The sequence below is a fragment of the Peribacillus sp. NPDC097295 genome, from assembly GCF_044761665.1.
In the GTDB taxonomy this organism is placed as follows: Bacteria; Bacillota; Bacilli; order Bacillales; family DSM-1321; genus Peribacillus.
In genome coordinates this window covers 309,611-329,069 of sequence record NZ_JBIWCW010000002.1, presented here as the reverse complement: position 1 = coordinate 329,069, position 19,459 = coordinate 309,611, and the positions used below count along the sequence as shown (strand labels likewise).

The following is a 19,459-nucleotide window of genomic DNA, read 5'->3' as shown; positions in this document are numbered from 1 at the left end:
AATGACTAGACTATATCTTCATCCACATGCCCCAATGCTCAACAACTTCGAAGAGTGACCTTAATTCTTAATTAAAATAGCCATATATGCCATTGTTGTATATCCGTTATCTCTCAATAAATTAAAAGCCCTTTTCAAATAAACATTGTTATGTTCAACTGATTTAGAAAATGATTGGATTAGTGTAATAACTAATTCAGTTGTAAGACACTTGTGGAAACCAGCCATACCGATTAGATGAAGTTTAATCATTGAATAATGTAGGATAAGCATTACATAATCTTCGAAAATAGTTTTATTCCCAAACGGGAAGAGATTCTTGAAGACATAGTTTACTAAATAGTTTTCAAGAATATATTCTTGTTCATTCATAAAAGGCTTATAATACTCCTCAAAAGCCTCTTTATACTTTTCTGCAACTTCTTCAATATTTGATTCGTTCGTATATTCAATCCCTTGTAATGTCTCTGATAAGCATTTCATGTATCTTTCGCTTCCTATCCCGTGCGCTACCCGATAGTCAAGCAACTCTTTGCATAACTCCATTTGAATTACTAAGTGTGTCGGGTCATTAGAAAGAACAGATTTCGTTCCTCCATTTGCCATCATCTTTGCATAATGCGCAATGATGTCTTGTATAGAGTGTAATTTACCATGATCTAAAGCTTCTTGCACTTTTCTAAAGAATAAGCCTAGCAAAATTAGACGTTCATTCAATGAGTATGTTCTATCCTGCAGTACTTGAATGGTAAAAATACGAAGTTCCCAGAAATACTTTACTGGTTTATTTATTGAATTTGGATTATTAGTATCTAATTCCTTTGCGATAAAACCATGCGTATTATCGAATTCTTCTGTCTCATCAAATTCAATTCCATTTTGATTCAATAATGCTAATCTTGCCGCCTCGGGACATGACATCGTTAATGATTTCTCAACTACTCCGTTAATTCTATTTATAGAGCGAGGATAGGTTGTACAAGTATTTGATAACTATTCTTCTCCCAAATTTAATTGTACCTTACACAAATTCTCTTCAGTTAAAAAAGAGCATCTGCCTCCATCTATCATTTTAATCTTAGCAAAATTATCCGATGAAGGATTAGATCTGTTTCGTTTTATATTCTTTTCGAATAATGGTTTTAGTTCTTTATCTTGAGTTTTTCTATATTTCTTATAAGTTGCTTCATCTATATTTACTCGCCAACCTGCACAACATGAATCTTCACACGCAGAACCAATACATGAAAATTCCTTAACATATTGTGGTATTAACATATGCCTTGTTTTTTCAGTCATTCATTTCTCTCCTCCTCTTGATGATACATGATTAACATAGATTTCCCACAAATGAAAGAAATCTATGTTAATCATGTAATGTAAAAAGGAATTGAGGATACCCCCAATCCCTTAGCCTTTTATTAACGTAATAATTGAAGAACACCTTGTGGTTGTTGATTAGCTTGAGCCAGCATAGCTTGAGAAGCTTGCGCCAAGATAGAGTTTTTGGTTTGCTGCATCATTTCTTTAGCCATATCTACGTCACGTACACGCGACTCTGCTGCTGTCAAATTCTCAGATGCATTATTCAAATTGTTGATTGTATGTTCTAATCTATTTTGAATAGAACCGAAAGTGGACCTTTTTTCAGAAACTGTTTTAATAGCAGCATCAACAGCAGCGATATCAGTATCAAATGTATTTTTTGTTCCATCCGGCTTAACACCATTTACAGCTAAACCAGTAGCGTCCATATCTGTAGCAAGTTTAATGTTTATTTGTTGAGTTTTGTTAGCACCAATTTGTACATCGATATCTAGGCTACCATCAAGCAATTTTTTACCGTTAAATTCAGTACGATCTGAAATACCAGTAAGTTCTGAATTAAGCTGTGTTATTTCATCATTTATTGAAGATAAATCTTCGGTACCTAAAAATCCGTTTCCACCCTGTACTACTAGTTCTCTCATTCTTTGAAGAATTGAATGAGTTTCATTCAATGCGCCTTCTGCAGTTTGAATTAATGAGATACCATCTTGAGCGTTACGAGAAGCTTGATCCAGACCGCGAATCTGTCCACGCATTTTTTCAGAAATTGCTAATCCTGCTGCGTCATCTCCAGCACGGTTAATACGAAGACCTGAAGCTAATTTCTCCATAGATTTAGATTGTGCACCAGTTGCACTTGATAACTGACGAAAAGCAACCTTGAAAATCAAAATTCTTCCTAAACGAGAAACCCATGTGACTCAAGGTATTTGCAGAAAGTGAAGGTCCATCATTAGGTAAACTAAGTATAATGGAAAGAACTCGTTCCAAAACATTAGGTAAGCATAAGAAAATGGAAGAGTGAAAAACAGGGATTCAGTAGGAAACCATTAGACCTGTTCATCATCTCTTCCATTAGTAATCCATTTGCTAGGCATTTTTTTGCAACAAAATCTCGACTTCACGAGCATATCCATACTTCTGAAAGAACTCAATCAATGCTACCTCAAAAATCTCCCGCTGATTGATGTTCTTTTCCTTGCTAAAATCCCGAACCATTTGGTCTAAAACGTTCGTCATGTGGACTGATTTTGTCGCAAATAATCCTTGTAGAGTGAAACGGGGAATCTGTCCTGTCGCTACTGACGCTCCTAACAGACTTTGCAAGCCATCCTTGTTCGATGCTAACCATTCTAGTAAAGCTGTAAATTGTTCAACATCACCATTTCCGATAGAAAGAGAACTCTCCAAAGTACCTTCACTACTTGCAAGAGCAACATTTTCCTCATTTTTAGGCTTTGTAGGGGAAGTAGAGAGATAATTCCCTGCTTCCTGTGACCATTCAAATCCTTTCGATTTCATGTAACGAGCCATTTCAAAATGATTTTCGAATCCTACCTTCAATGCAACCTCCTTCAAATCCGCTCCTTCCTTGTTTAGTTCCATCACTACTCTTCGAACCTTGTCGGATGCAAAGTTCACCATTGTTTCCAACGTAGCCTTGATTGCATCCGCTGGTACATAGGTTTCTTTTCGCTTGTCCCAAACAAAATTCTTGCGACTCATATAGCTATCCATCGAACGATAGGTTGAATAGCGATACTGTTCAGCCACCTCATCCCTTGAAAAACCTTCCCCTAGTAGTTTTAAGATTCCTTTAACCTTATCATCATAAATAGGTTGCAATGCTTCTGCATTAGTCATTGGTTACTCCTCCTTTTACAGCGTATTAACAGCATCTTTCAAATCATCCATGTTGCTGTGGACGTATATACTCGTTGTTTTTAGACTACTGTGTCCTAATAGTTTTGAAATCTTAACTAAATGAACATCGTTTTTGACTAGCTTGGATGCAAAAGAATGGCGTAGGATATGTGCGGTCACTTGTTTTTTCCATCCTAGTGACTTCCTTGTATCACTAAACACCTTTGCAACTCTTGTAGGTGAAAGAGCACCTGAAATTCTTGTGGCAAAGAAATTGTCTGAAACAACTCTCCAGTTCTCGTTGTAATCCACTAGCAATTCCTTCAATTTTGAATTGATTGGCACAAAGCGGTCTTTGTTCCCCTTCCCGTGTCTAATATAAATCAGATTGTCTTCCAAATTGACATCTTCTACCTGAAGACACAGACATTCGGAAATACGCATACCAGTGTAATAAAGAGTTTGTGCGACTAAACGAACGAGGTCATGTTGGATGGCATTCACAAAGTGATTGACCTCTTCCTCAGATAGATAATGCCGTTCTTTTTGCTGACATTTGATTGACTCCAATTTTGCTGTAACATTCTTGTCACACCACTCGCTTTTGTAAGCATAGCCGAAGAATGACCGCATGCATCCTAACACACGTTTCCTACTAATCGGCTGGTTACCCTTAACCTCTTTAAGATAATAAAGATACTCTTCCACATCTTCTTGTGTAATGTCCTCCAAGTAAACTGGACTGTTGTATTTCTCTTCAAGAAAACGATTTAAAAGTGTTAAATCTTCAAAATAGGCTCGTATAGTGACTGGACTTCGCTCAATGTTTGCTTGATATTTCCCAAACCGTTCAAGTGATTCTACAAATAACATGTAAACATCCCCTTTCCAATTAGTTCAAAGTAATAATATAATTTTAGATTCTTCTTTTGATTCGGGTAGGTGTTACCTCACATAGCGTCAGTAGCAACCCTATCCTTCGCTACTGACACTACGGTTGGTACAAGTGGATGATTCCCATCCCTCAAATTCGTTGTAGTCCTCCGATAGTTCAGCATCTATGGCTACATTTGAATCAGTCCCTGTAAGTTTCAATGTTTCTTGTTGAGGACGAATTGGAATAACCTTGCTTCCAGACTTTTTGATGGATATCTTTTTTGAGTCCCCTGCATGTCGGATGTCAAATGTAATTCCCACATCTTCAAGATTAGACTTCACTTCTTTTAGCCTTCTGCTTAAAATGTGAGCCGCTTTTGGGAATGTCTTGACATTCGTATTGATTTTTTCTTGGAAGGCTACTCGTTCAAGTTCATTTAGCAAACTAGCAACGGAACCCGACCATGTTTGATTGTCTTTCATCAAAGCAACAACTGACGCAGCAACTGGATGTGAAGAGATAGCTTCTTCATTCGATTGATTACGATTATTACGGTATGCTTGTAGGAATCGCTCGCCTCCATATCCTAATACTTCCGCAATGGCATAACCCCAGCGAGTGAAATCTGCCATCCTTGGAAGCTTGTCTAACTTTACATCAGGGAAAATTGCCATTGCATTTGCTAAAGTCTGCAATGCTCCACCCACAATACCTGCCCTATCTACTTCGAAAGCTTCCCACACTTCCCGCTCCTCTTTCCGTTCGTCTTCAGGAATACGGTCCAATTCAATAATGATAGAACGGTCAATTAAATCCGCCCTTGTAACCACTACATTGATACCTGTTAATCCAACACATCGGCGAAGGTCAAGAAGTGTTTCATCATCATCTGTAAATAATGTCCTTTTGCTAAACCCGCCACCTGTAGAAGCAATACATAAGAGGTCACTTTTTTCAGCTGATAGGCCATCCAAATTATCGAAAGATGGCATATAGTTGTTAGCTAATGATAGTGCTAAGTCTTGCAAACTATTAGGCATGGATAATAATTCTTGAACAGCTGGGTCAACGATTTGTCTAGTTAATCGCATAGAAGTGGACTTCGATGCTCCCTTTTCACCGCTAAACACTAAGACAGCATGCGGTATGTTCGGAATAAAGCATGTTACAACATAAGCAAGATAAAGAATTTGGTCATCTTCATTTTTAATGCGTACATGGTTTAGTAATTGCTTTAAGTCCCCGCCAAAGTCAGGAAAAACTTGTCCTTTAGTATTCTTATTACGGGTAAATAGGATGGGAGGGTCTTTTAATACACGACAAGCACTAGGCTCTATCTTTACAACACTCCAATCATCATTCGCTAGGTCATAATAAAAATCACCGTCTTTTTCTGCCACTCGTAACTGCAAACTATGTTCATCCCCATCAAAAGCGGCTTTCATTTCCATAACACCAAGTGCTTGATTCATTGCATCACTGGTTGGTGCTCTTTTCGTTGTGTCATAATATTGCTTGGTTAGCCACATTTTGAATTTCTTACTTTTCACTTTCAAGACTTCCTTGTGACCATTGAGAATCACCGCTGCATAAGCTTCTCCCAAATCACTTTGGAAAAACTTAGCTTCATCACATACCCGAATCAAAATGTCTGCTTGCGATTCCTTTTTTGATTCTTCTTGGGATGAAGGATTCCAGCTGGGGTCAAATTTCTTCCGTAATGTCTGCCAGTTTTCTTCCGAACAGCTATTATGATGGCATCCTGCAGCAATACCTCCGTTTTCAAATTGGATAACATAAGCACTTTTATTTGTGTGGCTTTCATTCCAAGGACAAGTTGACAATACATACTTTGTTGCTCCTTTTTGCCATGGAGCGGTAAATACTACATCCAGTTCATGTTCTTCAATGAATTCTTCTAGATTGAACCCTGCTTCAGTATTGCTCTTTTTGGAAGTTGATTTTCCTTTGAGGGAAATGGTTGGACAAATAGAGGCTAATACCTGCAGTTGTTCCTTCGATACCTCTTTCAGTTCTTTTGGATACGACAGTATTTGAGACAATCGATGTGGTCGTTCATCTGTATGGTCTCCTTTACCTGCCATCGTCCCATAAAGCTTCCAAATTCGAGCGGCATTAAATACCCCTTTATCAACATTGACTGCTTCATTACTGAATTGAAAGTCCAATGCTTCTAATGCTGTTTTGATGAGCATCTTACTTTCATCATCGTTCGGAAGGTCAACAGCGTATAATAGATGAGCACCATTCCCACTATCCGCCAAAATTGGTTCATTCCATCCCTTTTCTTTCAAAAACTGTTTCACTTCTTTTGCCCTTGTAATAGCAGCTTGATGTTCTTCTTCCGTTGATGAAATACCTGTTGGACGTACTGGGTCAAAATCAATCGGAAACCAACGTCTGCATTTAATGTCCGCATCAGATGTTGTATTTTTTGGTCGGACAGCACGGTTTGCCGCTCTGGAAAGCAAATCAGGCTTCACTGGATTTAGTGTTAAATAGATTGCTGGAACTTTTCCATCGTATGCCGCTGCAATATCTGCTAGCTTTTTGTCATTGCTAAAATAGCCACTAACCGTTCCTTTAGTCGTTTTCATTATACGTAATTCTGTTACCTCTCCATCTCTTTTCAGTATAGAAAGAGATTCCATAATCATTTCTTCTGTTGTTTTTACTTCTGTATATGCCATTATCGTATCGACTCCTTATTTGTGTTTGTCTCATGTAGCGTAAGTAGGGACTATAGCAACCTTTGTCACTATAGTCGGTACTGTTGCTTCGTTAGGGTGTGGTGGGAAGACCCCTTTTTAAATAATGTCTAAATCATCCAGGTCCTTGATTACCTTAGTCGGTATAGCTGATTTGTTGCTCCTAGACTTTTGAAGTTCATCTACCGAGCAAACATCTACAACATTTGCAAAAACTCTGTCATTCCAGAATTTGTGTTCAACTTTAATCCCGCAGCACATACCCTCCAGATTCCCTAATTCTATTTCTTCATCCCCCTCCCCAATTGTGGTGTCAATCAACTTTTCAAGTAAAAAGTTTACACCTTGTGCCATAAGGAATGACTGTGTAACAAGACAATGATTATCAGTGGTAAAGTTGATATCTTCTCTTTTGACTTCGATATTAAACGTCTTTTGCATTGTTCCTACAAACCAGTCCACATACATCATCTTTTCTCCTCCTACTAGTAACTCTAATTATTTACTGTTATTCGCTTGATAGATTGTCAAAATAAAAATACCCCAATCCCATTTCTGAGATTGATGCGCTATTCTACATGTTCTGCTTGTTCAGCTAAAAAGCTTTCTGTTTCATCACCTAATGTTCCAACAATGGAGTACAACATGATTCCACTTTCATTGTCATTTAGGATGAAGGTTCGGTACATCGAAATACTTTCTTCAATGGTCACTAACTCCACGAACTCCACTGTGCAATCAAGCAAGCTGCTAGGCAATCCAATCAACTCGATATCATCCTCCGATGTTTCTAGGAGAACCATTCGGCAGTGCCTACTCATGTCAAAATCCTCCACATGCTCGTCAACCGAAAGGGCATTGTAAAATTGTATCCATTCTTGCACAATGTACCGTCTCACTTCATGCGGAATTCTTTTTTCACTTAGCTGATGTAAATCACTATATTCGTCCAGTATCTTCATTTAATTTCCTCCTTATCAATTGAAAAAGGACTTCCCTCCGAAGAGAGAAGCCTAGTTTTTGTGAACATCAGATGAATACATGTTCTTGTATATAATATATGCTTTCGTTCTATTTCATTACCTCTATATGTAAAAGAGACCCTAGTAAACTAGAGTCTTTTCAAGTAATTTATAATTGACGCAATACACATGCACACTATAATAGTCCTAAGTCCTTCAGTGACATTTCGTAAAATTAGTTCTATACCTATTCCTGCAAATTTACCAGATTGAAATAAAGCTTTATTCTCCTTTAAAAAGAGAGTATTTTGTAAAAAACTAAATTAATCGACTCCCCCCTTCTTCATAACATACATTACAAATCTGTACTCTATGCATTATTTTATGAAGACGCTGACTCAAAAGGTCGTTGAATGACGATTTCTTGAGTCAGTTTTTTCTTTCGAGCACGTATTTAGATGTTCTAGGAAGTATTAGAGGTAAATTAAGAGGAGATTTCGTTTTTGCTGTTTCTGGTGAATGATAAATCTTGGAATCCCACTTCTTTAGGTAGTGGGCTACACAAATAAGGCCCAGTCTGTGATGTTTTTTGAGTGGCCCCGCAGCGACAATTGATGAAAATTCCGTTTGTCTGGATCACGGGCTCGTTAATGAAGACTGAAAATCACCACAAATTGAATTTTCGTCCGAACTTGTACATTATAACCGGGCTTCAATTGGCCGTTAATCTGGTCCTCTTTCATTCACATGAAAGAGGCATTCGAATCGGTTTTGGAAAAGCTGTTTCGTTCTCCGATTTTGGGACACCCTCCTTCTACTAATTATTAATTAAAATAGACATATAAGTTAAATTCATCATATTACCGTCTTGCAGAGATTTTTTGATTTCATCTAAGAAAAATGTAGAATGCTCATAAGTTTTAGATAAAGATTGAACTAGCTTGACTACTAATTCGCTAGATAAACCTTTATGAAAATTTGACATTCCGATTAAGTGAATTTTCAATAGAGCGTAATGTAAAACCATCTTTGAGTAACTGTCGAAAGGGTTCTTCTCTTCAATCGGCATACAGTTCTTAAATACATAGTTTACGAGGTAATTTTCCAACAAGTACTCGTTTTCTACCATAAATGGTTTATAGTATAACTCATAAGCAGACTCATAGCTTTCAAGCACTTCATCGTCAGTAGTTGTCTTAGATATATTTAACCCTTCCGACATTTCTCTCAAACATTCTATATAGCGGTCCGCATAAATACCACTAGACATTCGAACAAGAAGCAGTTCTCGACAGATACGTAACTGAATATCTTTTCTATGATTTACAGTCTTTAACGCTTCCTTTAAATCCTTTTTGTCTAATGCTTCTAGGTACTCACCTAGAACGGTCGGTATATTATTTAAATTACCACTCTTTACATTTTCATCAATTTCATTATACATCAACCCTAAGAGAAGCAAACGTTCCTCTAATGAATATTGGCGATGTTGTAGTATCAATATCGTCACATACCGATATTCGTCAAATAGGTCAGTCCAATCTTTTATTTCTTCTTTATTAGTTCTAGCAACGTACACGTAAACATCACGTTTCATTTCTAGTTTTGTTTGCTCAAATTCAATTCCATTCTTATTTAACAATACTAGTCTTGCTGCTTCGGGGCATGAAACGGTCAAAGTCTGTTCCGTTACTCCGTTCACTAAGTTATTTACCCTCGGATAAACCGCACACGTATTACATAGGAAAGACTCGCCTAGTTTCGAATGGATTTCACATAACCCTTTCTCATCTTGTAAAGAGCAACCTTTACTACCCATTATAAAACTCGCCATATAATCTTTCGTCGGATTATTTCTGTTTCGTGTAATATTCTCTTTTATCTTTGTTTTCAGTTCTTTATCTTTCACATTATTATATTTTTTATAGGCTGTATTATCAATCGGTACTTTCCAACCCGAACAACAAGTATCTTCGCAGGAAGAACCTATACAGGAAAACTCTTTTACATAGAGGGGGATTAATCCGTTTACTACCTTTGTTTTCATTTGTATTACTCCTTCTTTATTATTAACGTTTACCTAACTAATGAAATTAGATGTAAAAATCGTCCCACGAAAAAGAGGATGGTTTTCCCCATCCTCTCTTTATGAATTTTATTAGCGTAGAAGTTGAAGTACGCCTTGTGGCTGTTGGTTAGCTTGTGCAAGCATAGCTTGAGAAGCTTGAGCAAGAATTGAATTCTTAGTCTGCGTCATCATTTCTTTAGCCATGTCAACGTCACGAATACGAGATTCAGCCGCTGTTAAGTTTTCAGAAGAAGTATTCAAGTTATTAATAGTATGTTCTAGGCGGTTTTGGTTAGCACCGAGGTAAGAACGAGCTGTACTTACAGTTTTAATTGCTGTGTCTAGAGTAGCAGTAGAAGCTCCACCTGCGGAAACGTCTAGTGCCGCGATAGCTAAAGTACCAGTATCAGCTTTTGTAGTAGATAGTTTAAGAGTCATCTTTTCACCATTATTAGCACCGATTTGTAAGTCTTTGTCTGCTGCTGTAGCACCGATTAACTCGATACCGTTGAACTTAGATGTCTTAGAAATTCTGTCAACTTCATCAATAAGTTCTACGCCTTCTGCTTTGATAGCTGCTAAGTCATCAGCAGTATTCGTTCCATTAGCAGATTGAACGGAAAGTTCACGCATACGTTGGAGAATATCATGTACCTCGTTCAAAGCACCTTCTGCAGTTTGAATCATAGAGATTCCGTCTTGAGCGTTACGAGAAGCTTGGTCAAGACCACGAATCTGTCCACGCATTTTTTCAGAAATTGAAAGGCCTGCCGCATCGTCACCAGCTTTGTTAATACGTAATCCTGAAGAAAGTTTCTCCATTGATTTACCTTGTGCATTTGAAGCACTGTTCAACTGACGATGTGTGTTAAGTGCTGCAATATTGTGATTGATAATCATTTTTGTTTCCTCCTTGAATTTGTAAGTTCCCACATCCATGTGGTTTTTTTACGATGAGTAGTGAATAAGTCGGCCGCCTATTTCACTAACCGTCGTTCTATATATAATATCGGCAGGCACGGAAGCATATTTAGTAGTATTTAAGATTTTTTCTTAAAAAACGCATTTAAATTTTCCAGAATATTGGTTTCAATTTTTGATGCCTCATTATTTTCCTCTTGTATGGAGAGATAGACTTCTTTTCTGTGAATATCCACATTCTTCGGAGCATGAATACCTAGTTTTATCTGTTCACCTTCTATTGCGAGAACAGTAATTTCTATATCATTACCTATAATAATAGATTCATTTGGCTTTCTAGTTAATACAAGCATTAGTCTTCCCCCTGTTCTACTTCTAGAGGTTCAATAAGCAAATGCTTATTCATATAGCTACTGCCGTTCATGATGAACTGCTTTCCAGTTTTTTTATGACTATTTAAAATAATAGGAGCTTGAAGGTTAGCAGTTGTTTGATTGAAAGGATCATGAATGGTTAAGATGACAAGTGTGATCACTTCTTTTTCTGTTTCTATTTGTAAGGTAGAAAGGACTTCATCCGTCAGCTTTACTTCATAATCACGAAAAGTATCAAAAGGATTCGTTACGATGAAAGCCACCTCTTTTGTTTCCATAGATTGGAGAACGAAAAATGGTGTTTCTTCTAATGGTAAGAGACAAAATTGCTTTTCCTCCAGAAACCCCGGTATACCGCTTTCAAATCGATAGATATCTTCCTCTGCTATATCTATTTCACCATGAAATTTTGTTGATCTGATCATCTATGCCTTCACTCCCCAATCTCATCTGGAAATAAATTAATGAAATCTATATCCAGAGAATTTTTTTGTATAACTTCCACTTCTGTGTTACCTGGCGTATATTCATGAGTCGGTCGATTAATTTGCACATCCATATTTGGTTTTTGTGGAGTTACTTCAATGTCAACTAGAGCCGGTTGATAGTCTAGCTTCACACTGAAATGGGAGGGAATCCACCCGAGATTGAATTGCTTCTCTGGCCCTTGTCCGTTTTGTTTCGCTTGAGAAGCAAGTGCATTACCCCCGTTTTCAATATGCCTTAATTCCGTCCCCTGCTGTGATCTTCTTGCCATACCAGCCAGCCAATCTTGGTAACCCTGCTGAGCAAATTCCTCCACCCGTTTGGATAAGCTTTTCAAATCCATGTCTTCCCTGGCTTTCGATTGATCGATGGTCAGTTTCCCAGGGGTGGTCTGAATTTCTAAAATCGCCTTCGGTTGTTCGATGGATAAGTCCGCTGGCTTCTGTTCCAGTTGCTGTACCGGTTGTTCGATATTCAATCCAATTTGCATCGATGTAGACTGCATACGGATTTGCGGCATTTGCATCTTCATCACTCCTCTCGTTATAGAAAAAAGCTATCCGGTTACGAATAGCTTAGCGAAGAAAATCTAGTAAACTCGGTTGCATGATTTTTGCACCGATACTCAATGAAGCACTATGGACACTTTCTTGGGTCGTTAAATTCATGATCGCTTTTTCAATATCGACATCCTCATTTTTCGAAAGGATTTCTGTCGCAAACAATTCTTGTTGGCCTAGACGGTCTGTCATCAACTCGATTCGATTCTGTCTCGCACCCACTTGAGCCTGCGTTGCCAAGAAGCTGTCAATCGTTTTATCAAGCTCTGCCAACATCGCACCCACATCACCATTATTTTCTAGTGCATCAATCGTTTTTTGAATGCTACCATCTTTTGCGAGCGCATCGCCAAACATCTTAGATCCATCCGTATTGACCTGAATGGATACCCCTGAAAACACTTCAAGGTTGATAGGGTCCGTTCCGTATGTGATTTTTCCGGTAGCTTCTTCTAAACTATCAGAAGGTTTCACATTCGTATTCTTCCCATTAAAAATATACTTCCCGCCAATCTGTGTATCACCGATACTCACAAGATGTTCTTTTAACTGCTTGATTTCTTCCGAAATATTCTTTAGCTGTCCACCCTCATAGGTCCCATTACTGCCTTGCACGGTTATCTCCCGGATCCTTTGTAGTGCAGAAACGGCTTCTGTAATCGCATCATCCGTACTATTAATCCAGTTTTCCGCTTCCGAGATGTTACTCTTATACTGCTGGATTTGGTTAAGATTAGTCCGGTACCCCATTCCCATCATCGCTGCGACGGGATCATCCGAAGGCTTCGAGAACTTCTTTTGCGATGAGACTTGTTCCTGAAGTTTTCCCAACTTTTCATAGCTGCTGCTTAGGTTGGTCAACATATTATTGGTTAGCATCGATTGCGTTACGCGCATCTATTTTCACTCCTATTATCGGCCTACAGTTCCCATTCCGTTAATGATTTTATCAAGCATTTCGTCGACCATCGTCACCATTCTAGCCGATGCATTGTAAGCCTGCTGGAATTTGATCATGTCTGTCATTTCTTCATCCAAGGATACAGAACTGACAGATGCCCTATTTTGGTCAACGGATGCCGCAAGCACAGTCGAGTTAGAAAGGTTCTTTTGCGCACTTTGTGAATCAACACCCAAGTTTCCGATAATTCCGGAATAATTTGTATCAAAGCTGCCTGTTAGATTCATTTTCTTCAATTCTTCTATTCCAGCGGGAGTTTTGAATGTTTCATAGTCACTAAATGCCTTCTTTTTTAAATCAGCCAATAGCTTAGCATTTTCATTATCCCCAGATGCCCCACTCGTTTTCCCAGCTGCAGCAATTAATGAAGAATCTTTTAAAATCTTGTCATTAACCGTAATACTTTGGGCAGCACTCCCATTAGCACTGATTTCGAAAAAGTTGTGTTCTGATTTAACATTGGCACCTAATGCATATCCACTTTTATGAATCGCATTAAATTCATTCACATAAGCCTTCGTCATGTTATCGAGCTTTTGCAGCATGTCAGGATACTTGCCCGCCGTTGTCCCATCACTCTTTTTATATCCAAAATTCTCAATTAATCCAGCTAGTTCTCCTGAAAATTTAAACTCCGTCAACTTTTTCGAACCAAAAGTCACGTCGCTAACCATACCACTCTCTTTGTCATAGTTAACTTCCACTTTGGCCGTCCCGAGCATCCCCGTTTTGTTTACGCTGACTAGATTGACAGGGGGTACATAAGAGGAACCATCTTCTTTCATTAGCTCGATGTTGTATAACCCTGTTGCAACGTCACTTGCTTTTCCATAATCGCTTGGAATCACGTTTTTCACGTTGATGCTGACAAGCTGCGATAGGTTATCCACGAGTACATCCCGTTTATCATAAAGTTCGTTCGGAACCAAACCGTGTGGTTCCACTTTACTGATTTGCTGATTCAGCTGATCGATGCTACTGATGATCGTGTTGATTTCGTTCGCTTTGACATTAATTTGATTGCCGATGTCCGTTTTCACGCTTGTTAACGAGTTATAGTAGTAGTTCAATGTATCAGCAACCATAACGCCTGTGGAAGCAACGACTTCACGGGCACCGGAGTTTTCAGTATTGGCCGTTAACCCTTGGATCGAATTCCAGAACTTCTCCATCGTTGCGGCCAGGCCACTTTCGGTTGGCTCGTTCATGATGCCTTCCATTTTCGATAGCGATTCGCTCATGGCACCGTAATAGCCGATTTTATTACTTTGTGTCCTGTATTGCGCATCCAAAAAGCTGTCGCGGATGCGTTGCACGGTTTCTGCCTCGACACCCGTCCCGATTTGACCGGCTACACGCGGGCTGTTCATCCCGACGGTAGGAAAACCGGATGTTTGCTCCAGGTTGACCCGTTGCCTTGAATAGCCTACCGTGTTGGCATTGGAAACGTTATTTCCCGTCGTATATAAGGCGCCTTGCGAGGTAGTCATTCCACGCTTTGCTGTTTCGAGCCCCATAAAGCTTGAAATCATATGATCAAACCTCCATCTATTTACTGTTTCCTGTTTTGTTGCTTACGCTTTCGAATCAAACATGCCTAAGCCGCTTTTCGCAGCCTTCTTGGCCGTCTTGCCATAGTTCATATTCTGGTTTTGTGGCCGTAGCATATTTAGGGAGACATTTATGAATTGAAGAGATTGGTAGATTAATTGCTGGTTTAAGCTGTTTTGCTCTTTCAGCTTGGTCACCTCTTGTATCAATTCCGTTTTAAGATCTTCAAGGGCATCCGTTTCAATCGGATCAGTAAATTCCATTACAGTGGAAATGGAAGCGTCCTGATTTTCGGCACCATTGGCTGTGAGAAATCTCTCGACGGCGGCTTCTCTTTCTTGATCCGTTTGACTGATTGCTTTAATATGCTTTTGTTCATCAATCAGCAGGACGGAGATAGCCTCCGTGTCGCCGGCTTTCAAGATGTTTGTTTTACTTTGCGCTAACTGATTGAAGCTTTTATGAAGGGTAACCAATTTTTCAAGCGAGTCGATAATCTGTCGTGCAGACATGTTCGCTGCCTCCTCTGCTCATAGATGATGGACGGAATACGGTTCCGTCCATTTTAATCAAACGTTTGATTAAGGGTTATTTTCGGTAAAAATCGATAAGTCCCTTGGCTGTTTCCTGTGCATTCATTTTATATGTTCCATTTTCCACTTGGATCTTCAGTTCATCCACCTTCGCCTGTCTTGCAGCTGGTATTGGAGATAGTTGTTGCATCTCCTTTGCTGCCGAAGATATTTCCACTTTATCTGAAGGGTTGACCTTGGATTCTTTGACAGTCCCTACTTTATTGATTGAAGTATTATATGGGTTCACACCCGTTACACCGACGTTATTGATTTTCATATTCCAGATCCTCTCCTTCGGTCGATTTCGTTTATCTATTCTTATCAACATCCACATATTTATGATTCCTTTAACAGACGATGATCTGCTCATGACTGCGTTTATTCTCTATACTAGTATTATCGACAAGGAATAGATTTATTTTAAGATTTCTGGGAATTTTTCCTTCGACATCGAATGTCGAATTCTGTTCTCAATACAGAATATTCTAACAAAGTATCAGCAGAGAAGCTAAGATTTACACTTTATTGATCTTTCATAAAGTATGTACTTTTTTTATCACGTCCTTGAATTTCGAGACGGCGCTTTTCTTCATTTTCATACGTCTCCAACCCGGAACGAATGGAGTCGCTACAAGTGCCACATAGTCTTCCACTTCGGATGATTGTCCCGCATTTTTCACAGGGAACGCCCAGGTTCGGAAATTGGGCAATTCTCAGTTTCCCCGTTTTCACGAATTTAATGATTAATTCTTCCTCAACACCTGTCGCTTCAACTACCTGTACCATGGACGCCGTTCGGTTACTTTTCTTACGGATGTATTCATACACCATATCGAATTGCTCTTCTTCTTCTTTATAGCAAGCATCACAAACATCACGGAATTTTGTTTTAACGAATAACGAATTGCAGTTTGGACAGTTGTATAAATCCATTTGGGTGTCCCCCTCGACTATATTCTTGTACTTTATATATCGAGTATTAAGAGCGATACTTTAGAAGGTTTTTAAAAATACTTACTTTTACCTAGCTAGCGTGATGGATGATACTTCTCTTGCACCAGCGATTTTCAAGATTTTAGCAGCCTGCCTGAGCGTTGAGCCAGTCGTGTAAATGTCATCCAAAATCAAAATCGATTTGTTCTGTATCACGTCCGTTCCGGTCACTTGAAAAACCTGCGGCAATGATATCCTCTCTTTTCGTGACTTTTTCGATTGTTTTTCGGTATGAACCCGCGTTAACAAATGCATCGCTTCAAGACCTAATAGATCCGTAAAAGCTTGAGCCTGATTGAATCCCCGCTCCTTTAAACGCTCTTCACTAAGCGGGATGACCGTTATGATTTCAAAGTCCATCTCCTTCATTTTCTCTCGTAAGAAGGGGACGAAGGCTTCGGCCAGTGCATAATCTCCACGATACTTATATTTCGCAATGATGTCTTTCAAGTATTCATTATAATGAAAGATCGATACGTTCTTCGTTATAGAACCCTTCCACTTCTCATCTTTTTCCCACCTTACACAATCCAAACATCGATCTCCCTTCCGGAACTCCTCTTCCAGCTCTCTTGAGCATACCTGACAGGTCTCACCACCTATCTTTTCTAGTCTTGATTCACAGTTTTCACATATCATTTTCGCTTCAACCTTCAGCAGTAAACTTCTCCAAGTCAGGATTTCATTCATCTTTTCGTCGCAAAATAAACATCTACGCATCAAGCAGCCCCCTTTTCCTGGCTTCTTGATTCATCATGAAAATATGACGAACGCTCTCTAGCATCGCCCTGCTTTTTCCATAATGGAAAAACGTGACCGTTCCCCTCGGGTATGCAAAGCTTCTACCGACGCGTCCGGCAATCTGGACGAGGGCACTTTCCGAAAAGACCTCGTGTTCAGCACCAATCACCGCAACTTCGAGCCGTTCGATCGTGACGCCTCGTTCTAATATGGTCGTCGTCAGTAATCCTGGTACCTCACCATTCCGTAATGCCTGCACCCTTTCTTTTCGATTTGGATGCTGGGAGTGAACAGCTTCTAATTTTGGATTCAACTCTTGAAACAGAGGAAGCACCTGCTCCATCACTTGGATGCTCGGGAAAAACAATAAAAGTGGGATCTTTTTCTCTAGGCGTTCACTTACCCACTTCTTGATCATCGGGGGAATCCTTTTTTGGAGAAACTGCTTTTGCCAATTGCCACTCCATTTCATTTCAGGGACAGGAATAGGTTGCCGGTGATACCGTGCCGGAATCGTCACCGCTTGAAGTTTCCCTGTTAGGTAAGATCTTTTCATTTTTTTGGAGGGAGTCGCCGTTAGGTATATGGTTGTAGCAGTAGGTTTTTTTGATTTAAGGACTGCATAATGCAGCGATTGATCCATAGAGTAGGGAAAGGCATCGACTTCATCAATGATGATGACATCGAAGGCTTCAGAGAAGCGAAAAAGCTGATGGGTCGTGGATACGGTAAGGGGTGATGCTTTATGACGGTTTTCACTCCCCCCATAGAGGGCGGATACTTCTATTCCAGGGAAAGCTCTTTTTAACCGAGGTGCTAGTTCAAGAACGACATCGGTACGGGGCGTTGCGATGCAGATGCGCTTACCAGCAAGTAAGCCCGCTTCAATGCCTGCAAACAGAACCTCCGTCTTCCCGGCGCCGCACACAGCCCATACGAGGAATTCCCCCTTCTCTTTAATCGCTTGAACGACACAGTCCGAGGCCGTTTGCTGACCAGCTGAAAGTGTCCCCTCCCATTCCTTGACTTTATCGGGAATGGAGAAACTGAGGGGAGGGCCGGTCCAGCTGTATAATTTGGTACATTCACTGACACGCCCCATCATGATGCAGGACCGGCAATAGGTACAATCTTGATTGCATATTTTGCAAGGAAACGTATAAAACAAGGTGGAATCCTTGTTTCCACACCTTATGCATGCGAAGCGCCCATTTTCGCGGTGTACTCCACGTATTTCCGAGATATGGCCTTTCGTGATTTGTTCAGTAAGTAATTCTGGAGGAAAGGGGATTTCCGCTGCCAACAGCAGCCGTCCTGCGAGGTGGTTCTGAAGTTCTTTTGAATAGGGGGGAGTATTCACATTTCGACCTTCTTTCTTAAAATGATAAACTCCTGATTAAAATTCGCTTTTTCTATGGTAATTCCTTTTTTTATCCGACAAAAAACGCCTCTCCCTATGGAAAGACGTTCTTCACTTATATTTTATACCAGCCCATACCCATCGAGCCTTCACCTAAGTGCGTGCCGATTACCGGACCAAAGTAGCTAAGGTCAAACTCAACATTCGGGAATCTTGTTTCCAGTTCCGCTTGCCATTCCTTCGCTTCCTTTTCACGCTTGGCATGAATGATGACCGCTCTATATGGGAGACCGCTTGCCGCGTCTTCCCCGAGTAAGTCCGCAATCCGTTTCATCGCTTTTTTTCTCGTGCGGATTTTCTCGAACGGGACAATGACCTTGTCAACGAAGTGAAGAACAGGCTTAACTTGAAGCAGGCTGCCGATCAAAGCTTGAGCACTGCTTAGGCGTCCGCCACGTTGCAGATGAGATAAGTCGTCTGCCATGAAGTAAGCCCGAATGGACTGCTTCATTTCCTGAAGTCTCGCCAGGATTTCCTCTGCCGATTTACCTTCAAGCGCCATCTGCGCGGCTTCAAGTACATAAAACCCTTGGACCCTGCAGCTAATCTCGGAATCAAAGGCATGGACCCGTATCCCCTCCACCATCTCACCGGCAGATATTGCTCCTTGGTACGTTCCGCTTATCCCACTCGATAGATGAATCGAGATGACATCATCATATTCTTTTTCCAGTTCTTCAAACTTCTCGACAAACAAACCAATGGGAGGCTGCGAGGTGGTCGGAAGCTTGTCCTGCTTTTTAACTTCCTCATAAAACTCATCCGCTGTAATATCCACTTCTTCTCGGTATGCTTCGTTCGAGAAAATCACATTAAGCGGCAACATATGTATATGTAATCGTTCGCGCGTTTCTTTAGGTATATATACAGTGCTGTCTGTTACGACTGCCGTTTTCATAGTGAAGTACCATCCTTATATATATTTACTCTATATACTTATTCAACATTCTATAGGAAAATGCCTTCATTTGCATTAATACCTTTTCTTATTCATGTGATAATAAGTAAAATTAAAAAAGTCCGGCCCCTCCTTACGCAATGCGTAAACG

The 19,459-nt window shown here is 39.9% G+C and carries 19 protein-coding genes and 1 pseudogene; all 20 read right to left on the bottom strand.

The features are described from left to right. Nucleotides 1-60: 60 nt before the first annotated feature. Nucleotides 61-1,278, bottom strand: a pseudogene (gene fliB, locus ACIQXN_RS04765) (flagellin lysine-N-methylase). 143 nt (nt 1,279-1,421) lie between these two features. Beyond that, the gene (locus ACIQXN_RS04760) at nt 1,422-2,219 is read right to left on the bottom strand and encodes a flagellin N-terminal helical domain-containing protein (RefSeq protein ID WP_402962359.1); all 798 of its coding nucleotides are present in this window, start codon (nt 2,217-2,219) and stop codon (nt 1,422-1,424) included. A gap of 199 nt (nt 2,220-2,418) precedes the next feature. Then, nucleotides 2,419-3,192, bottom strand: a complete 774-nt coding sequence (locus ACIQXN_RS04755; RefSeq protein WP_402962357.1) for a hypothetical protein — start codon at nt 3,190-3,192, stop codon at nt 2,419-2,421. Nucleotides 3,193-3,207: 15 nt separating this feature from the next. Then, nucleotides 3,208-4,065 carry a tyrosine-type recombinase/integrase gene (locus ACIQXN_RS04750; RefSeq protein WP_402962355.1) on the bottom strand — a complete coding sequence of 286 codons (858 nt, stop codon included), beginning with the start codon at nt 4,063-4,065 and terminating at the stop codon, nt 3,208-3,210. A 99-nt stretch (nt 4,066-4,164) separates the two neighbouring features. Continuing rightward, on the bottom strand, nt 4,165-6,780 hold the full coding sequence (locus tag ACIQXN_RS04745; protein ID WP_402962353.1) for a hypothetical protein: 2,616 nt from the start codon (nt 6,778-6,780) through the stop codon (nt 4,165-4,167). Nucleotides 6,781-6,897: 117 nt separating this feature from the next. Beyond that, nucleotides 6,898-7,269, bottom strand: a complete 372-nt coding sequence (locus tag ACIQXN_RS04740) for a hypothetical protein (RefSeq protein ID WP_402962351.1) — start codon at nt 7,267-7,269, stop codon at nt 6,898-6,900. 98 nt (nt 7,270-7,367) lie between these two features. Next, on the bottom strand, nt 7,368-7,760 hold the full coding sequence (locus tag ACIQXN_RS04735; protein WP_402962349.1) for a hypothetical protein: 393 nt from the start codon (nt 7,758-7,760) through the stop codon (nt 7,368-7,370). Between the two features lie 817 nt (nt 7,761-8,577). Further along, nucleotides 8,578-9,807, bottom strand: coding sequence for a flagellin lysine-N-methylase (fliB, locus tag ACIQXN_RS04730; RefSeq protein WP_402962347.1), 1,230 nt, complete (start codon nt 9,805-9,807; stop codon nt 8,578-8,580). Between the two features lie 111 nt (nt 9,808-9,918). Continuing rightward, nucleotides 9,919-10,728, bottom strand: coding sequence for a flagellin N-terminal helical domain-containing protein (locus tag ACIQXN_RS04725; RefSeq protein WP_402962344.1), 810 nt, complete (start codon nt 10,726-10,728; stop codon nt 9,919-9,921). Between the two features lie 140 nt (nt 10,729-10,868). Further along, a complete protein-coding gene (csrA, locus tag ACIQXN_RS04720) occupies nt 10,869-11,102 on the bottom strand; it encodes a carbon storage regulator CsrA (protein WP_402962342.1) in 234 nt (77 codons plus the stop codon). Beyond that, nucleotides 11,102-11,548, bottom strand: coding sequence for a flagellar assembly protein FliW (gene fliW, locus ACIQXN_RS04715; protein WP_402962340.1), 447 nt, complete (start codon nt 11,546-11,548; stop codon nt 11,102-11,104). The genes csrA and fliW overlap by 1 nt, the downstream gene beginning before the upstream one ends. An 8-nt stretch (nt 11,549-11,556) precedes the next feature. Further along, nucleotides 11,557-12,135, bottom strand: coding sequence for a DUF6470 family protein (locus ACIQXN_RS04710; RefSeq protein WP_402962338.1), 579 nt, complete (start codon nt 12,133-12,135; stop codon nt 11,557-11,559). 49 nt (nt 12,136-12,184) lie between these two features. After that, nucleotides 12,185-13,066: a flagellar hook-associated protein FlgL gene (flgL, locus tag ACIQXN_RS04705; RefSeq protein ID WP_402962336.1), complete on the bottom strand. Its 882-nt coding sequence runs from the start codon at nt 13,064-13,066 to the stop codon at nt 12,185-12,187. Between the two features lie 15 nt (nt 13,067-13,081). After that, the gene (gene flgK, locus ACIQXN_RS04700) at nt 13,082-14,662 is read right to left on the bottom strand and encodes a flagellar hook-associated protein FlgK (protein WP_402962334.1); all 1,581 of its coding nucleotides are present in this window, start codon (nt 14,660-14,662) and stop codon (nt 13,082-13,084) included. Between the two features lie 42 nt (nt 14,663-14,704). Then, on the bottom strand, nt 14,705-15,193 hold the full coding sequence (locus tag ACIQXN_RS04695; RefSeq protein WP_402962332.1) for a flagellar protein FlgN: 489 nt from the start codon (nt 15,191-15,193) through the stop codon (nt 14,705-14,707). Between the two features lie 76 nt (nt 15,194-15,269). Further along, nucleotides 15,270-15,533, bottom strand: coding sequence for a flagellar biosynthesis anti-sigma factor FlgM (gene flgM, locus ACIQXN_RS04690; protein ID WP_402962330.1), 264 nt, complete (start codon nt 15,531-15,533; stop codon nt 15,270-15,272). A 245-nt stretch (nt 15,534-15,778) separates the two neighbouring features. Next, nucleotides 15,779-16,189, bottom strand: coding sequence for a TIGR03826 family flagellar region protein (locus ACIQXN_RS04685; protein ID WP_402962328.1), 411 nt, complete (start codon nt 16,187-16,189; stop codon nt 15,779-15,781). Nucleotides 16,190-16,276: 87 nt separating this feature from the next. Next, on the bottom strand, nt 16,277-16,969 hold the full coding sequence (locus tag ACIQXN_RS04680; RefSeq protein ID WP_402962326.1) for a ComFC family protein: 693 nt from the start codon (nt 16,967-16,969) through the stop codon (nt 16,277-16,279). Then, nucleotides 16,962-18,350 carry an ATP-dependent helicase ComFA gene (locus tag ACIQXN_RS04675; RefSeq protein WP_402962324.1) on the bottom strand — a complete coding sequence of 463 codons (1,389 nt, stop codon included), beginning with the start codon at nt 18,348-18,350 and terminating at the stop codon, nt 16,962-16,964. Before ACIQXN_RS04675 ends, ACIQXN_RS04680 begins: the two co-directional genes overlap by 8 nt. Before the next feature lie 115 nt (nt 18,351-18,465). Further along, complete coding sequence (locus ACIQXN_RS04670; protein WP_402962322.1) at nt 18,466-19,308, bottom strand: DegV family protein; 843 nt, start codon at nt 19,306-19,308, stop codon at nt 18,466-18,468. Nucleotides 19,309-19,459 lie beyond the last annotated feature (151 nt).

Excerpts from the sequence above, each read along its gene's own strand:
- ACIQXN_RS04755 (WP_402962357.1), bottom strand. The coding sequence starts at position 3,192 with ATGACTAATGCAGAAGCATTGCAACCTATTTATGATGATAAGGTTAAA.
- ACIQXN_RS04750 (WP_402962355.1), bottom strand. The coding sequence starts at position 4,065 with ATGTTATTTGTAGAATCACTTGAACGGTTTGGGAAATATCAAGCAAAC.
- ACIQXN_RS04745 (WP_402962353.1), bottom strand. The coding sequence starts at position 6,780 with ATGGCATATACAGAAGTAAAAACAACAGAAGAAATGATTATGGAATCT.
- ACIQXN_RS04740 (WP_402962351.1), bottom strand. The coding sequence starts at position 7,269 with ATGATGTATGTGGACTGGTTTGTAGGAACAATGCAAAAGACGTTTAAT.
- ACIQXN_RS04735 (WP_402962349.1), bottom strand. The coding sequence starts at position 7,760 with ATGAAGATACTGGACGAATATAGTGATTTACATCAGCTAAGTGAAAAA.
- fliB (WP_402962347.1), bottom strand. The coding sequence starts at position 9,807 with ATGAAAACAAAGGTAGTAAACGGATTAATCCCCCTCTATGTAAAAGAG.
- ACIQXN_RS04725 (WP_402962344.1), bottom strand. The coding sequence starts at position 10,728 with ATGATTATCAATCACAATATTGCAGCACTTAACACACATCGTCAGTTG.
- csrA (WP_402962342.1), bottom strand. The coding sequence starts at position 11,102 with ATGCTTGTATTAACTAGAAAGCCAAATGAATCTATTATTATAGGTAAT.
- fliW (WP_402962340.1), bottom strand. The coding sequence starts at position 11,548 with ATGATCAGATCAACAAAATTTCATGGTGAAATAGATATAGCAGAGGAA.
- ACIQXN_RS04710 (WP_402962338.1), bottom strand. The coding sequence starts at position 12,135 with ATGCAAATGCCGCAAATCCGTATGCAGTCTACATCGATGCAAATTGGA.
- flgL (WP_402962336.1), bottom strand. The coding sequence starts at position 13,066 with ATGCGCGTAACGCAATCGATGCTAACCAATAATATGTTGACCAACCTA.
- flgK (WP_402962334.1), bottom strand. The coding sequence starts at position 14,662 with ATGATTTCAAGCTTTATGGGGCTCGAAACAGCAAAGCGTGGAATGACT.
- ACIQXN_RS04695 (WP_402962332.1), bottom strand. The coding sequence starts at position 15,193 with ATGTCTGCACGACAGATTATCGACTCGCTTGAAAAATTGGTTACCCTT.
- flgM (WP_402962330.1), bottom strand. The coding sequence starts at position 15,533 with ATGAAAATCAATAACGTCGGTGTAACGGGTGTGAACCCATATAATACT.
- ACIQXN_RS04685 (WP_402962328.1), bottom strand. The coding sequence starts at position 16,189 with ATGGATTTATACAACTGTCCAAACTGCAATTCGTTATTCGTTAAAACA.
- ACIQXN_RS04680 (WP_402962326.1), bottom strand. The coding sequence starts at position 16,969 with ATGCGTAGATGTTTATTTTGCGACGAAAAGATGAATGAAATCCTGACT.
- ACIQXN_RS04670 (WP_402962322.1), bottom strand. The coding sequence starts at position 19,308 with ATGAAAACGGCAGTCGTAACAGACAGCACTGTATATATACCTAAAGAA.